Origin of the sequence: Streptosporangium vulgare, from assembly GCF_042428775.1 — a bacterium.
Taxonomy (GTDB): Bacteria; Actinomycetota; Actinomycetes; order Streptosporangiales; family Streptosporangiaceae; genus Streptosporangium; species Streptosporangium vulgare.
Map to the genome: position 1 here is coordinate 39,268 of NZ_JBHMBS010000027.1, position 14,803 is coordinate 54,070.

Consider the following 14,803-nt stretch of genomic DNA (forward strand, 5'->3'; position numbering starts at 1 on the left):
CACGAGACGCGGCCCCGGCCACGAAGGCGAAAGCGGGAGCGGGAGGCGCGCTTGGGGGTGACGCCGGACCACGGGCGACGTACAACTTACGTCAGACTGGGAGCCATGGTCGCAATCCCCCAAGACCTGCCCGGATCACCCGAATACCTATCAAAGCTCCGCTACGCGTGGCGGGTCTGCTCGGTCACCAGCCTCGGCCTGGTCATGATCGGCATCTCCGGCAGCACCCTGAACGTGGCGCTTCCCACCGTGGTCAGGCACTTCCACGCGGACGCCTTCTCCGCGGGCTGGGTCCTGCTCGCCTTCCTGCTCGTCAACACCGCGACACTGGTGTTCTTCGGCCGGGTGGCCGACCTGCTCGGCCGCCGGGAGATCTATCTGGCGGGGTTCGTCCTGTTCACCGTCGGATCGCTGCTGGCCGGGTTCTCGCCGGGCATCTGGTTCCTGATCGCGATGCGCGCCGTGCAGGCGGTCGGTGCCGCGATGATCCTCGCCAACGGAACCGTGATCATCACCGACGCCTTCCCTCCCGACCGGCTCAGCCAGGGCATGGGCGTCTACATCGGCACCCTCTCGGTCGCCCAGCTCGCCGGTCCCACCCTGGGCGGCCTCGTCGCCGAGGCCGCGGGCTGGCAGTGGATCTTCTGGATGAACGTGCCCGCGGGGCTGATCGCCCTCACCTGGGGCGCGTTCACACTGCGCCGCGTCTCGCGGGGAGCGCGCCGGCCGGTGGACGCGCTCGGCAACCTGATCGTGTTCGCCGCCCTCTCCGCCGCCCTGATCGCGCTGTCGGAGGCGGGCTCGCGCGGCCTGTCGAGCCCCGTGGTGATCGTCGGCGCGGCGATCGCGGCGGTGCTGGTGCCGGTACTGGTCGTGGTGGAGCGCCGGGCCTCGCATCCCGTACTCGACCTGCGGCTGTTCGGCGAGCGCATGCTGGCCTTCGCCAACGCCGCCTCCTTCTGCAACGCGCTGGCGCGCTCCGCGCTGATCCTGCTCGTCGCCCTCTACTTCCAGGCCGCCAGGGGCGTCGACGCCGTCACCGCGGCCCTGGGCGTGCTCCCCGTGCCGATCGGCATGGCCCTCGCCTCCCCCGTCGCCGGCGCCCTCGGCCGCCGCGTCAGGCCGTACGCGCTGTCGGTGGGCGGCGCCCTGATGAGCGCGGCCGGGCTGGGCGTCCTGCTCCTGAACACCGACCCCGTCACGCCGTACTGGATCATCGCGGTGGGCCTGTTCCTGTGCGGCTGCGGCAGCGGCACCTTCATGACCGGCAACACGACCCAGGTCATGTCCGCCCTGCCCGCCGGGAGCCTGGGCGTGGTGAACGGCTTCCGGCTCATGATCATGAATGTCGGGATCGTGCTGAGCGTCGCCCTCACGCTCAGCGTCCTGACCAGCTCGGTCAGCACCGAGCTGCGCGGGCAGGTGTACGCGGGCACGCTGTCACGAGTCTCCCCCGTCGCCGTCGAGCATCTGATGACCGGCTTCCAGCGGACCTACGCCGTCCTGTTCGCCGTCGCGCTCACGGGCGCCCTCACGGCCGCCCTCGCCCGCCCCCGCCGCTCCGGGCGCGCGGAGTCGTCCTCCTGAGTCGGCGCCCTCCCGAGTCGGCGCTCTCCTGCGTCAGCGCCCTCTTGGGTCAGTGCCCTCCTGAGCGGGCGGAGAGCGCCTCGATGCCGGCCATGAGGAGGTCGACGCCGAAGGTGTCGTAGAGGTCGGGAGCGCTGCCCTCGGAGAGGGGCACGGCCATCTCCACGATGTGCGGGTAGACGTCCGGCGGCAGCGACTGGAGCCTGAGCCGCTTGAGACGCGTCCGCTCGGCCGCCTCCTGCTCGGAGAACCCGGGAGGGGAGTGCCGCCCCGGACCCGCCGCCAGCGCGACCGCGCCGCTGAGCAGGTACTGGGAGATCATGCAGCTCTCGTCGCGGGAGAACCCGCCGCGCTTGGCGAGACCGAGGGCCGTGTCCCAGACCTGCAGGAAGGCGGGCACCTCGATGTGGTCCACCGCGTCCAGCACGTCCGCCGCGCACGGGTGGCGCCGGAGCACCCTGACCAGGCCCGCGACGAGCTCGCGGAGCCCCTCCTGCCACGGGCCCGCATAACCTCCCTCGATCACGAAGCCCTCGATCAGGTGGTCCGCCATGCCGACGGTCAGCTGCTCCTTGTTCTTGAAGTGCCAGTAGAGCGCCATCGGGGTGACGCCCAGCTCCTGGGCGAGCCGCCGGATGGTCACCGCCGCCAGCCCCTCGGCGTCGCCGATCTCCAGCGCCTGCTCTACGACCGCCTCGCGGGTCAGTTTCCCCATCACGCTTGACAACTATACGCCGTACGGGTTCCACTGTGCACCGTACATGTACGTCGTATAAGTACAACGTAGAGGACGGGGAATGACGGACACCCGCAGGTGGTGGGCGCTGGGAGCGATCTCGCTGGCCACCTTCATGACATATCTCGACAACAACGTGGTGAACGTGGCGCTCCCCACGATCCAGCGGGACCTCGGGCTGAGCATCTCCGGCCTGGAATGGATCGTGAGCGGCTACATCCTGGTGTTCGCCGGGCTGATGCTCGTCGGCGGGCGCCTGGCCGACGTCTTCGGGCGGCGGCGCGTCTTCCTGATCGGCCTCGTCGTGTTCACCGCGGCGTCGTTCGCGGCGGGAATGGCCACCGACGGCGGCGTGCTGATCGCCACCCGGGCGGTGCAGGGCGTGGGGGCGGCGTTCCTCACCCCGACGGCGCTGGCCCTGCTCACCTCGATCTTCCCCGACACCAGGGAACGCGCGACGGCGGTCGGCCTGTGGAGCGCGGTCGGCGCGCTCGCCCTCGCCCTCGGCCCGCTCACCGGCGGGTTGATCAGCGAGCGCTGGCACTGGGGCTGGATCTACCTGATCAACGTGCCGATCGGGGTCGTGACGCTCGGCCTCGGACTCTGGGCGATCAGGACCGCTCCCCAGGAGACGGTACGGCGCGGCCTCGACGTCCCGGGCCTGGTGACGTCGAGCCTGACGCTGTTCGCGCTGACGTACGCGCTCATCGAGGGCGCGGGGGCCGGATGGACCTCCCCGGAGATCCTGGGCGCCTTCGGGATCGCGGCCGTGTCGGCGCTCGCCTTCGTCACGATCGAGCGCCGGAGCCGGGAGCCGATGATCGACCTGTCGCTGTTCCGGTCGCGGGTGTTCAGCGGCGGCGTGCTGTCGATGGGCCTGTGGTCCTTCGGGGTGTTCGGCATCTACTTCTTCACCGCGCTGTACCTGCAGAACGCCCTGGGCTTCTCCCCGATCGAGGCCGGGTCGGCGTTCGTGCCGATGGCGCTGGTGATGGCCGTCACCGCCACCCTCGCCCCGAGGCTGGCCGGGGCCTTGGGCACCGCGCGAACCGTGGCGTCCGGGCTCCTGCTGATGGCCGTGTCGGTGTTCGGGATCTCGTTCATCGGCGAGGGCGGGTCGTTCGGCGACCTGCTGCCGTGGTTCCTGGTCTACGGGGTGGGCGGCGGCATGCTGGTGCCGCTCACCACGGCGATCCTCGGCGCGCTCCCGGCGGGCAGGACGGGGGTCGCCTCGGGTGTGCTGAACGTCTCGCGCGAGGTCTTCGGCCTGCTCGGCATCACGGTCCTGGGCGCGATCCTCGGCGCGCGGCAGTCCTCGCTCCTGGCGGAGGGCGCCGGGCAGCTGACCGCCTTCCTGGACGCGTACCGCCACACGCTGGTCGTCGCCGCGGCCATCGTGCTGGTGGGCGTGCCGGTGAGCCTGCTGTCACTGCGCGCCTCCCGGGCCGCAGCCGACCCGCCGAAGGCCGCCGAGGAACGCCCCGCCGTGCCGGTGGGCTAAGGTCCCCCGGACGCGGAACGGCACCGGCCCGCGCCCCCCTGAGCGGGACGCGGGCCGGTGCCGGAAGCCTGTGCCTGCCGGTGTCTGTCGGCGCCTGCCGGCACCGGTCAGTGCCGGTCAGTGCCGGCAGGCACCGGATCAGGAGCCGATCCTGCCGCCCCTCGCGTGCCAGGCGACCACGACGGACGGGCGGGGCTGGGAGGTCCCGCCGTCGGGCCAGTGGCTGGTGGGGGCCTCGGGGGTGGCGCCGGTGGTCTCACCGGGGTGCTGCACGGCCACGAAGACGCTGCGCTGGTCCTCGCTGACCAGCGGGCCGCAGGTCTCCGCACCGACCGGCACGCTCAGGAACTGCTTCAGGTAGCCGCGCTCGGGACCGCGCACCGGCATGACGAACAGGCCGTCGTGGGCGCCGAGCTGGCTGCCGTCGGTGGAGATCCAGAGGTTGCCGTCGGCGTCGAAGGCGACGTTGTCCGGGCAGGAGATCGCCGAGACCTTGGTCTTGTCGAACCCGGCGAAGTAGGTCGCCGGGTCGTTCGGGTCGCCGCAGACCAGGGGCAGGGACCAGGCGAAGGTCGTGGCCCCGGCGTCGTTGCGCCGCTCGACGATCTCCAGGACGTGGCCGTGCTTGTTGGCCGGACGCGGGTTGGCCTCGTCCACCTGGGCCGGGGTCCGGTTGGTGTTGTTGGTCAGGGCCACGTAGACGCCGCCGGTGACGGGGTTGCGCTCCACGTCCTCGGGACGGTCCATCTTGGTCGCCCCGACCTTGTCGGCCGCCGTACGGGTGTAGACGAGCACCTCGGCGGCCGTCATCCCGGGAACGTGCGAGACCTCGCCGGTGACCAGCGGGATCCACTCGCCCGAGCCGTCGAACAACCCGTCGGCGGGGAGCTTGCCGGTACCGTCGATCTCGGTGGCCGGGCTGTCGCCGGTGAACTTCGCCACGTACAGCGTGCCGTCGTCCAGCAGGGTCCGGTTGTGCCGGTCGAAGCCCCGGATGTAGCGCTCCCGGGAGACGAACTTGTAGACGTACTCGAACCGGGAGTCGTCGCCCATGTAGGCCACCACCCGGCCGTCGGCGGCGAGGGAGGTGGTGGCGCCCTCGTGGGCGAGCCTGCCCAGGGCGGTGCGCTTGATCGGGGTGGAGTCGGGGTCGAACGGGTCGATCTCCACGATCCAGCCGGTGCGGTTGACCTCGTTCGGGTGCTTGGCCAGGTCGAAACGCTCGTCGACCCGGTCGAACCTGCGGTTGCCGCCGGGGACGCCCGTGGTGGCGTTCACCCCGTACCGGGTGAGGTACGGCTTCTGCGCCTCGGGCACGCCGTTGCCGTTGACGAAGTACTGGTTGAAGTTCTCCTCGCCGCTGAGCACCGTGCCCCACGGCGTGGTGCCGCCCGCGCAGTTGTTCAACATGCCGACCGGGGTGGTGCCCCTGGGGTCGGCGGCGGTCCTCAGCAGGGCGCTGCCGGCCGCCGGGCCGGTGAACTTCATGGGGGTGTGCACCGTGATGCGGCGGTTGTAGCGGCGGGAGCCCCGGGTGACCAGCTTCCACTGGCCGGACCCGCCCACCCGCTCGATCTCGACCACCGAGCCGCCGTGCGCGGCCATCCCGATCTTGATCTGCTCCTCCGTCGCGGAGGTGCCGTCCGTGTAACCGCGGAACATCAGGTTCTCGTCGGTGTACTCGTGGTTGACCCAGAGCAGGCCCCGGTTCTGCCCCATGGGGAAGAGGGTGACGTAGTCGCAGTTGTAGCCGAACTGCCTGGCCTGTGCGGCGGCCGTCTGGTTCTCGAAGTCGAACGCGGGGGCGCCGGGCAGGACCGGGTCGCCCCAGCGCACCACGGCCGCCGACAGGTAGCCCGCGGGGACCGTCACCTTGTCGTCGGTGTTCGGCGCGATGGCGGTGAAGCGGAGACCGCCCTTCTGGCCGTTCCCGTGACCGTGGCCGCCGCCGAGGGTGTTCGCGTCCACGTCCGGGTCGGCGAGGGCGGGGGCCGCCGCGCCGATCCCGGCCCCGGCGACGATGGCGCCCAGGGCACCGGCGCGCAACATGCCGCGACGGGTCATCGCCTCGGCGACCACGTCGCCGAAGTAGGTGTTGTCGCTGGTGTTCGTCACATCGTGGGCGCACTGGTCACCGCAGCGGAACCGGCAGGTGAGCGCGCTGCGTCCACCCTTGTGAGGGCTCGTGAGCAGGGGGAGCAGTCGGCGCGGCGACATGTTCGCCACAGGTTCCTCCAAAAAGGGGCGAGGTCTTCCGGCCCGGAGGCTACGCGGACCGTCCGAACCCGAGGTGAACGACGTTTGCCGAGATGATGAACCGTTTACCGGAAAGAGCCGCCCGGATGGGCGTCACGCCGTCCCGGGGCGGGGTTCCGGCGGACGCCGGAGAAGGCGCTGTTCCCGAGAGAGGCCCGGCGGACGTGGAGGGCACCGCCCCCGAGACGGCCCCGGCGAGCGTCGAGGACAGCCTTGTCACCGGTGCAGGGCTCCGGCGAACGTTGAGGACGACGCCGTCCCTTCGAGCCGGCTCCGTCCCGGGGCAGGGCTCCGGCGAGTGTCGGAGACGGCGCCGTCCCGGGATGCGGCCGCGGCGGGCATGATGGATCGCGTGCCACCTCACAAACCCGACGCGACCAAGGTCCGCGCCGCCCTCGACACCCAGCTGAGCGCTCTCGACGAACCGCCCTACGACGGACCCGGAGGGCTCGCGGCGCTGCTGGGCGCCTGCGTGAGCGTGGTGCTGCGAGCCTTCGGGCGGGGGATCCGCCCGGAACGGGAGATCACTCGCTTCGCCGTACGGCACCTGCTGGACGAGCTGGCGACGGCCGCGCCGGGCCGGACCGTCGAGGTCCGGGTCCCGCCCTACGCGGCGGTGCAGTGCGTCGAGGGCCCCCGCCACACCCGGGGCACCCCGCCCAACGTGGTGGAGACCGACGCGCGCACCTGGCTGGAGCTCGCCACCGGCGCGCTGACCTGGTCCGAGGCGACGGCCGCCGGAAAGATCGCGGCGAGCGGGGCCCGCGCCGACCTGTCCGGCCACCTTCCTCTCCGATAGCCGTCCTGGGCGGGCCGTGAGCCCCGCCCTCCGTTACGGGGCCGGCACCTGGACGCCGAACCTGTCCTCGATACAGCGCCGTTGCAGCTCCGGGGGCAGGTTGACGCAGTCGCCGACCTTGCTGTAGAGCCAGCTCAGGAACACCGCGGCGATCACCAGGGTGAGAAGGCTCAGCGCGATCCCCACCCAGGCCCGCCCCGGCCTCGACTTCTTGGCGAGCGCGACGATGCCGACGATCAGGCCGACGATCGCCACCAGCACGCCGAGGCCGCAGAGGACGAGCGAGACGATCGCGACGATCCCGAGCACGAGCGCGGCGGTGCCCAGCCCCCCGCCGGGCTTGCGCCCGTCGTCCGGGTAGGCCGGGTAGGGCGTGGCGTGCGGATAGCCGGGCCCGCCCGGAGGGGCCGGGTAGGGCGTGCCGCCCTGGAACTGCTGGGAGGGACCGGTCTCGGGCGACGGCCGCGCACCGGGACCGCCGTAGGGCTGCCCGGCCTGCTGCGCCTCCCCGTACGTGGGCCGCTCCCCGTAGCCCGGCTCGCCGTAACCGTGCTGACCGGTCTGCTGTGGATGGTCCGGCTGAGGCGCTCCCGGAGTGCCCGGAGCCGGTGGCCGGTCCGCCTGGAAGCCACCGGCGGCCCCTGCCGCCCCCGCGCCCCCGGCGGCACCGGCGGCTCGTTGCGAGGTCTCCGGTTCCTCGGCGGACGACGGCTGCTCGTACCGCGAGGGTGGGGTGGGGGCGGCCGGTGTCCCGGGGTGCTCCGTCCCGGGACGGTCCGGCCCGCCGGGGGCCTCCGAGGCGCTCTCCCAGCCGGGGTAGGCGGACGGCGTGGTACCCGGCACCGTGCGGGGCTGCCCCTCGGCCGTTCCCTCACGGGTCCCCTCAGGCGCTCCCTCACGGGTCCCCTCAGGCGCTCCCCCGGTCCTCTCCCCGGGTGTCGCCTCGCGCCCCTCGCCGGGCTCCCCCCCGGACTGCGGGCCGCCCGGTGATCCCGGTTCCCGTCCTCCGGCCGACCCCTCGTATCCGGGGTAGCCCGAGTACTCCGGCGCGGCGTACCCGCCACCCGCCTGGTCCGGCGGGGGCACCTCCGGCGCGGACGGTGTGTCCGGATGCGGCGGGACCTGCGGTTCGGCGGGAATCCCGGACGGCGGCCAGCTCGGGGCCTCGTCGGGATCGGGCACGGGTGTCTCGGGATCCGGTTCCTTCCACGGCGCCGGGGTCGGGGGCGTGGACGCTCCCGACCCCCACACGGCGCCCTCGCCGGACTCCCGGCCCGCGGGCTCGGCCCGGCCGGGGATCTCCGTCCACCCGGTGGGCTCGCCCGCCGGGGTGGGCGGCTGGCGCCACGTGGGCGGCTCGTTCGAGGGCGGGACGGGCCAGGCGGCCGTTTCCGGAACGGCGGGCTCGTGCTCGCCGGGGACGGCCGCCTCCTCGGACTCGGAGGTGCCCGGCGGCTCCTCCGAGCCGGACCCTTCCTGTCCTTCCTGCTCTGGGCGCCTGTCCCGCGGCACTCGTCGCGGGTCGGGCTGGTTCGGGTCCACAGGTGTTGTCACGTCTCTTCTCCCGACGCTCGGGCATGCCGGATATCTCACACTCCCCTGTCAGCCATCGGCGAAACAGGCTGACACGGCAAAACACCGATGATCGTTCGGTCAGGGTGCGACATGCCACGGAACGGACCCTGGGTGCGAGCAGGGAAGAAGCCGACCTAGAATGAAGCATGTGCTGAAGGGCGACGGCCATCTGAGCCATGACCTTGACCCCCGCGACCGGCCTCCGAAGGACGCATGTGGCGTCTTCGGGGTGTGGGCCCCCGGGGAGGAAGTCTCCAAACTCACCTACTACGGGCTGTACGCGTTACAGCACCGCGGTCAGGAATCCGCGGGCATCGCGGTCAGCGAGGGCAGCAGGATCCTCGTCTACAAGGACATGGGCCTGGTGGCCCAGGTCTTCGACGAGTCCGTGCTCGGGACCCTCCGCGGTCACCTGGCGATCGGCCACTGCCGCTACTCGACGACCGGATCGAGCGTCTGGGAGAACGCGCAGCCGACACTGAGCTCGACCGAGTCCGGCGGGCTCGCGCTCGCCCACAACGGCAACCTGATCAACACCCCCGAGCTGTCCAGGCGCCTGGCCCCCGGGGCCACCCGGGCCACCACCGACACCGAGGTGCTGACGACGCTGCTGGCCCAGGACCGCGGCCAGTCCATCGACGACGCGGCCGCCGAGCTGCTTCCCCAGGTCAGGGGCGCCTACTCGCTCGTCTTCATGGACGAGAAGACCCTTTACGCGGCCCGCGACCCGCAGGGCGTCCGCCCACTGGTCCTGGGACGCCTGGAGCGCGGCTGGGTGGTCGCCTCGGAGACCGCGGCGCTGGACATCGTGGGCGCCACGTTCGTCCGCGAGATCGAACCGGGCGAGCTGATCACCATCGACGAGCGCGGCGTGCGCTCGCGCAGGTTCGCGCTCGCCGAGCCCAAGGGCTGCCTGTTCGAGTACGTCTACCTGGCCCGCCCCGACACCACGATCGCCGGGCGCGGCGTGCAGACCACGCGCGTCGAGGTCGGCCGCGTGCTGGCCCGCGAGCACCCGGTCGAGGCCGACCTGGTCATCCCGACCCCCGAGTCGGGCACCCCCGCCGCCGTCGGCTACGCCGAGGAGAGCGGGATCCCCTACGGTCAAGGTCTCGTCAAGAATTCCTACGTGGGCCGGACCTTCATCCAGCCGTCCCAGACGATCCGTCAGCTGGGCATCCGGCTGAAGCTCAACCCGCTGAAGGAGGTCGTCGCGGGCAAGCGCCTGGTGGTCGTGGACGACTCGATCGTGCGGGGCAACACGCAGCGGGCGATCGTCAAGATGCTGCGCGAGGCGGGCGCCACGGAGGTCCACGTCCGGATCTCCTCACCGCCGGTCAGCTGGCCGTGCTTCTACGGCATCGACTTCGCCACCCGGGCCGAGCTGATCGCCGGCTCGCTCAGCGTGGAGGAGATCCGCGCCTCGCTCGGCGCCGACTCGCTCGGATACATCTCGCTGGAGGGCCTGACCGCGGCCACCACGATCCCCGCCGAGCGGCTCTGCCGTGCCTGCTTCGACGGCGAGTATCCGATCCCGATCGACCAGGACAACGTGGGCAAGTACGTGCTGGAGGCCAAGCGTTGAGCGGGCCGTGCGCGCGAAGAGAGGCTTCATGACCAGCTACGCGGCCGCCGGAGTGGACATCGACGCGGGCGAGCGCGCCGTCGAGCTGATGAAGTCGAAGGTCGCGCGGGCGCGCAGGCCCGAGGTCGTGGACGACGCCAGCGGCTTCGCCGGGCTCTTCGACGCCTCGGCCCTGCTGTCGTACCGGCGGCCGCTGCTCACCACGTCGACCGACGGCGTCGGCACCAAGGTCATGCTGGCCCAGCGGCTCGACAAGCACGACACGATCGGGATCGACCTGGTCGGCATGGTCGTCGACGACCTGGTGGTCTGCGGCGCGGAGCCGCTGTTCATGACCGACTACATCGCCTGCGGCAAGGTGGTCCCCGAGCGGATCGCCGAGATCGTGGGCGGCGTCGCCGAGGGCTGCCGCCTGGCGGGCTGCGCCCTCATCGGCGGGGAGACCGCCGAGCACCCCGGGGCGATGGACGCCGGCGAGTACGACCTCGCGGGCGCCGCGACCGGGGTGGTGGAGGCCGACAGGATGCTCGGCCGCGACCGGGTCCGGGCGGGCGACGTGGTCCTCGCGCTGGCCTCCTCGGGCGTGCACTCCAACGGCTACTCGCTGGTCAGGCACATCATCGACCGGGCCGGGCTCTCCCTGGAGGCCGAGCTGCCCGAGCTGGGGCGGACGCTGGGCGAGGAGCTGCTGGAACCGACCAGGATCTACTCCCTCGACTGCCTGGAGCTGGCCCGCGCGGTCGACGTCCACGCGTACGCCCACATCACCGGCGGCGGCCTGGCGGGCAACCTGTCCCGCTCACTGCCTCCCGGCCTGGACGCGCTGCTCGACCGCTCGTCGTGGACCCCGCCCGCCGTCTTCGAGGTGCTCGCGGGACACGGCGGAGTGGCCCAGGCCGACATGGACCGGACGTTCAACCTGGGGGTGGGCATGGCCGCGGTCGTCCCCGCCGAGGCCGTGGACCCGGCCCTGGCGCTGCTCGGGGAGCGCGGCCTTCCCGCCTGGGTGCTCGGCGAGATCGTCGAAGGCTCGGGGCAGGCACGTTTCCGCTGATCCGCGCGCCTTCGCGCCGGAGACGACCATGCGTTCCGACGGTCCGCGCCTTCTCGCCGGAGGCGACCCCGCGGTTCCGCCGGTCCGGGCCCTTCCGCCCGAGGTGACCCTGCGGTCCTCCCCTCCCGGCCGGTGACCCCGGCCGGGAGGGGAGGCGCCGGATGATCCCGTCGTCAGCCGGGCCGGAGCCTGTCACCAGAGAGTGAGAGCACTCCTGATCACCGGCCGCGTGGAGGCAGTGGAGACACCGGATCCGCGGCGGACAGGGCATCCGCGGCGGGTACGGCGAAAAGCGCTCCGGACCACCGGAGCGCCGCATATCGTCGACTCGTAGCGAGAAGAACACCCGGTGGCTTGTGCTCACCACCGGGTGTCCTGCTCACCGTCAACCTGAAATCCGCCTAGCGGCGGCCGGATGTCCCGTCGTCGCGGTCATCTCCGGAGCCGAAGTCATCGGCGTAATCGGCGTACCGATCCGCCAGCTCGTCGTAGGCGTCGTTGGAGTCGTCATTGTGGTTGGAGTCGTCTCTGACTCCGAGCTCGTCGCGCAGACGCTCAAGATCAGTGCCACCGCTGTTGTACTTCAGCTGGCGAGCAACCTTGACCTGCTTGGCCTTTGCTCGGCCGCGCCCCATTGGCTCGACCCCCTCGTGTGGGGTCGTGCCCGACCCCTCGTCGCTAACGCACCACGCACTGACGCCACCTGACTTAGGCGTCAGCTCTCGTTCGCCTACAACCGTACCCGTTTTACGCCCGGCTCGGTACGTCGTATGGGCGTGTGGGGCTAGTGGCCCAGCCAAATGCCCCTAATTCGCCCGACTTCCGACATTCTGCGCTCAGCCAGCCTATCGGCTGCGACCGCCGGAGGGACGCCATCCTCCGCCGCACTGGAGAAGATCTTGAGAGTCGTGTCGTAGATCTGGAGGGCCTTTGCCTGGGCCCGCTCCATGTTGAATCCCCCGATCTCGTCCGCGACCTGGATGACCCCGCCGGAGTTGACCACGTAATCGGGCGCGTAGAGGATCCCGCGGTCGGCGAGCTGCTTCTCCACGCCGGGGTGGCCCAGCTGGTTGTTGGCCCCGCCGCAGACGATCGTGGCGCGCAGGCGGGCCACCGTCTCGTCGTCCAGCGCCCCGCCGAGGGCGCACGGCGCGTAGACGTCGACGTCGGCGGCGGTGAGCTCCAGCCTGTCGGCGACGACCTCGACCTGGGGGTGGATCCGACGGAGCCGCTCCACGGCCCGCTCGCTCACGTCGCAGACCACGACCTCCGCGCCGTCCTCGATCAGATGGCCGACCAGGCGGTGGCCGACCTTGCCCACACCCTCGACCCCGACGCGCCTGCCGCGCAGCGTCGGCGTCCCGTAGGTGTGCTCGGCGGCGGCGCGCATGCCCTGGAACACGCCGAGGGCGGTCAGGATCGACGAGTCGCCGGCCCCGCCGTTGGCCAGCGTGCGGCCGGTCACGTAGGAGCACTCGCGGGCCACGATGTCCATGTCCTCGCTGTAGGTGCCCACGTCGCACGCCGTGTAGTAGCGGCCCCCGAGCGACTGGACGAACCTGCCGTAGGCGCGCAGCAGCGCCTCGCTCTTGTCCTTCGCCGGGTCGCCGATGATGACGGCCTTGCCGCCACCGAGGTCGAGTCCCGCCAGGGCGTTCTTGTAGGCCATCGCCCGCGAGAGGTTGAGCACGTCGGCCAGCGCGGCCTGCTCGCTCTCGTAGGGATAGAACCTGGTGCCGCCCAGGCCTGGGCCCAGGGCGGTGTTGTGGATGGCGATGATCGCGTGGAGGCCGCTGCGCTCGTCGGAGCAGAAGACGACCTGCTCGTGCCTCGCCTGGCCGGTTGCCGGGCCCGCGTCCTTGTGGGACAGCCCGAAGACGTCGGTCACTGTGGTGACTCCCAGTCGTCCGTTCCCGCCGCACCGTTGCGGCGGAGATCACCCTCAGCGTAACCACATGTCCGCAAAGGCACGACGTGCGAGAACGTCCCATCTCAATGACCGAGACGACAGCCGCGGAAGCCGGCCCGCTACGGACAACGGCCGGTCCTTCGTGACACGATGCCGTCGTGCTGCCCTATGCCGCGTACCTCCGCGTCTACGAACCGCTGGTCGCGTTCACCCCGGCTGAGCGCGTCTCGTGGGCCGCCTACGCCGAGGCGGCCGACCGACCGCGCCGGGCGAGCGCCCTCCACGCCGAACACGGCGAGGCGGTGCGGCGCCTTCTGGGGGTGCCCCCGGCTCCGGCACCCGCCCAGGAGAGCCCCAACGCCTATCTGAGGCGCGTTGAGGAGGTCCTGTACGTCTGCCCGTGGCAGAGCAGGCTGAGGTCCTGGCTCGCCTTCTCACGCTTTCGCGGGTCGACCCCGCCCAAGCTGATGGAGCGCTTCGTCCCGCCCGCCGTCGCGGCGCAGACGGCCGACGACTTCGACCGGTTCAAGCGCCGCACCGACTCCGCCGCGCTGCGCACCCACATCCGCAGCTCCACCTGGCACGTTCCGACCTCGTGGTTCGTCCCCTTCGACGGCAACGAGCGCTGGCTGGTCATCGACGGCGACGAGAGCAAGGGGGGCACGACCACCACGCGCAACCTGATCTACGTCACGTCCATGGCCCACGCCAGGCGCCGCAGTGCCCGTGCCCTGCAGATCATCAGGAGGCAGGTGGGAGAGGTCTCGGTCACCGCCGAGGTCGAGGACGTGGCGCGCTGGCTGGAGGAGTTCCATCCGCATTCGCTAGTCGAACTCGACTACGGCGGCATCGTCAACCTCATGGACGACGAGACACTCCAGGCCGACGAGTCCGTGGCGGAACTCGCGGCGGCGCTGACAGGTCTGGAAAAAGGCGAGGAAGAACTGGCGTTCGCCATGTACCAGCGCGTCATCCTCCGCTGGCGATCAATACAACTTCTCGAATCGGCAAACTGAGTCGCAAATCATCCCTGCGACCTGCGTAAGTAGGTCCGTCGATGACCGGGGATGCACCTACGAACTGAGTAGTTTGCCGTTTTCACTGCGATACCACGAAACGTGTCGCTAGAATCACCGAGCGTGACAACAACACGTGCACAAGAGAGATGAGTCGCTCAAAGGCTCGCCAATCGCTCTACGTGGCTGTATGGTCACATCGGGTGATGCCGCATATGGCCCAAACAGCCGCACGCAAGGGCCATAGGCGGACATCCGTGACAAGCGTCAAGTCGCAGGATCGCTGTCGCCGGTCCACATGGAGGAGAGGCCGCACAAATGTCAGCTCGTACACCCGAGGCAGAGCCGCTGCTCACCCCGGCGGAGGTCGCAACCATGTTCCGCGTCGATCCCAAGACCGTGACCCGGTGGGCTAAGGCGGGCAAGTTGACGTCCATCCGCACCCTGGGTGGACACCGCCGGTACCGGGAGACTGAGGTTCGCGCGCTGCTCGCGGGGATTCCGCAGCAGCGCTCAGAGTAAGACGGGGGCCGTCACTGACCTAGGGGGATTGGTGCGCGCTCACCCTTTGAGCGTGTAGGCCACACGGGTTTGTGGGGAGCGGCGTCGCCCGCCCGGCGCCGCCCCAGCAGCTGCCCCGCCCTCCGCCACGTGCCGCCTTCCAGCACGTGCGCTCTTCCAGCACGTACGCCCGAACGGCTCGGCGGCGCCCCGGGGGCCTTCCTCGCCGCGTCAGAGGTTTTCCCGGCCGCAGCCCTGTTTTCCCGGCCGCGGCTCCACAGGAG

The 14,803-nt window shown here is 71.2% G+C and carries 12 protein-coding genes; 7 read left to right on the forward strand and 5 right to left on the reverse strand.

What is annotated here, in order from left to right; translation table 11 throughout:
- Nucleotides 1–105: 105 nt before the first annotated feature.
- Nucleotides 106–1,587, forward strand: a complete 1,482-nt coding sequence (locus ACFFRH_RS35740) for an MFS transporter (RefSeq protein WP_344747628.1) — start codon at nucleotides 106–108, stop codon at nucleotides 1,585–1,587.
- A 49-nt stretch (nucleotides 1,588–1,636) separates the two neighbouring features.
- Here ACFFRH_RS35740 and ACFFRH_RS35745 read toward each other — a convergent pair whose 3' ends face one another.
- On the reverse strand, nucleotides 1,637–2,302 hold the full coding sequence (locus ACFFRH_RS35745) for a TetR/AcrR family transcriptional regulator (RefSeq protein WP_344747656.1): 666 nt from the start codon (nucleotides 2,300–2,302) through the stop codon (nucleotides 1,637–1,639).
- Nucleotides 2,303–2,384: 82 nt separating this feature from the next.
- Between ACFFRH_RS35745 and ACFFRH_RS35750 the strand changes: the two genes are divergently transcribed.
- Complete coding sequence (locus ACFFRH_RS35750; protein WP_344747627.1) at nucleotides 2,385–3,824, forward strand: MFS transporter; 1,440 nt, start codon at nucleotides 2,385–2,387, stop codon at nucleotides 3,822–3,824.
- 138 nt (nucleotides 3,825–3,962) lie between these two features.
- Here ACFFRH_RS35750 and ACFFRH_RS35755 read toward each other — a convergent pair whose 3' ends face one another.
- Nucleotides 3,963–6,041, reverse strand: a complete 2,079-nt coding sequence (locus ACFFRH_RS35755) for a PhoX family protein (RefSeq protein WP_344747654.1) — start codon at nucleotides 6,039–6,041, stop codon at nucleotides 3,963–3,965.
- Between the two features lie 382 nt (nucleotides 6,042–6,423).
- On the opposite strand from ACFFRH_RS35755, the gene ACFFRH_RS35760 reads away from it, so the two are divergent.
- Entirely contained in the window at nucleotides 6,424–6,879 is a 456-nt protein-coding gene (locus tag ACFFRH_RS35760) for a sterol carrier family protein (protein WP_344747653.1), read from the forward strand.
- Between the two features lie 33 nt (nucleotides 6,880–6,912).
- Here the strand turns inward: ACFFRH_RS35760 and ACFFRH_RS35765 are convergent, their stop codons facing one another.
- Nucleotides 6,913–8,433 carry a DUF4190 domain-containing protein gene (locus tag ACFFRH_RS35765; protein WP_386161926.1) on the reverse strand — a complete coding sequence of 507 codons (1,521 nt, stop codon included), beginning with the start codon at nucleotides 8,431–8,433 and terminating at the stop codon, nucleotides 6,913–6,915.
- Nucleotides 8,434–8,593: 160 nt separating this feature from the next.
- On the opposite strand from ACFFRH_RS35765, the gene purF reads away from it, so the two are divergent.
- Nucleotides 8,594–10,039, forward strand: a complete 1,446-nt coding sequence (purF, locus tag ACFFRH_RS35770) for an amidophosphoribosyltransferase (RefSeq protein WP_386161928.1) — start codon at nucleotides 8,594–8,596, stop codon at nucleotides 10,037–10,039.
- A 28-nt stretch (nucleotides 10,040–10,067) separates the two neighbouring features.
- Nucleotides 10,068–11,093 carry a phosphoribosylformylglycinamidine cyclo-ligase gene (gene purM, locus ACFFRH_RS35775; RefSeq protein ID WP_344747623.1) on the forward strand — a complete coding sequence of 342 codons (1,026 nt, stop codon included), beginning with the start codon at nucleotides 10,068–10,070 and terminating at the stop codon, nucleotides 11,091–11,093.
- Between the two features lie 401 nt (nucleotides 11,094–11,494).
- On the opposite strand, the gene ACFFRH_RS35780 is transcribed toward purM, so the two are convergent.
- The gene (locus ACFFRH_RS35780; protein ID WP_344747622.1) at nucleotides 11,495–11,728 is read right to left on the reverse strand and encodes a DUF3073 domain-containing protein; all 234 of its coding nucleotides are present in this window, start codon (nucleotides 11,726–11,728) and stop codon (nucleotides 11,495–11,497) included.
- Nucleotides 11,729–11,877: 149 nt separating this feature from the next.
- Nucleotides 11,878–12,981, reverse strand: coding sequence for a Leu/Phe/Val dehydrogenase (locus ACFFRH_RS35785; protein WP_386161930.1), 1,104 nt, complete (start codon nucleotides 12,979–12,981; stop codon nucleotides 11,878–11,880).
- A 179-nt stretch (nucleotides 12,982–13,160) separates the two neighbouring features.
- Here ACFFRH_RS35785 and ACFFRH_RS35790 point away from each other — a divergent pair, with 179 nt between their 5' ends.
- Nucleotides 13,161–14,018, forward strand: a complete 858-nt coding sequence (locus tag ACFFRH_RS35790; protein WP_344747620.1) for a DUF8083 family protein — start codon at nucleotides 13,161–13,163, stop codon at nucleotides 14,016–14,018.
- A 318-nt stretch (nucleotides 14,019–14,336) separates the two neighbouring features.
- Complete coding sequence (bldC, locus tag ACFFRH_RS35795; RefSeq protein ID WP_013133571.1) at nucleotides 14,337–14,540, forward strand: developmental transcriptional regulator BldC; 204 nt, start codon at nucleotides 14,337–14,339, stop codon at nucleotides 14,538–14,540.
- Nucleotides 14,541–14,803: the final 263 nt, after the last annotated feature.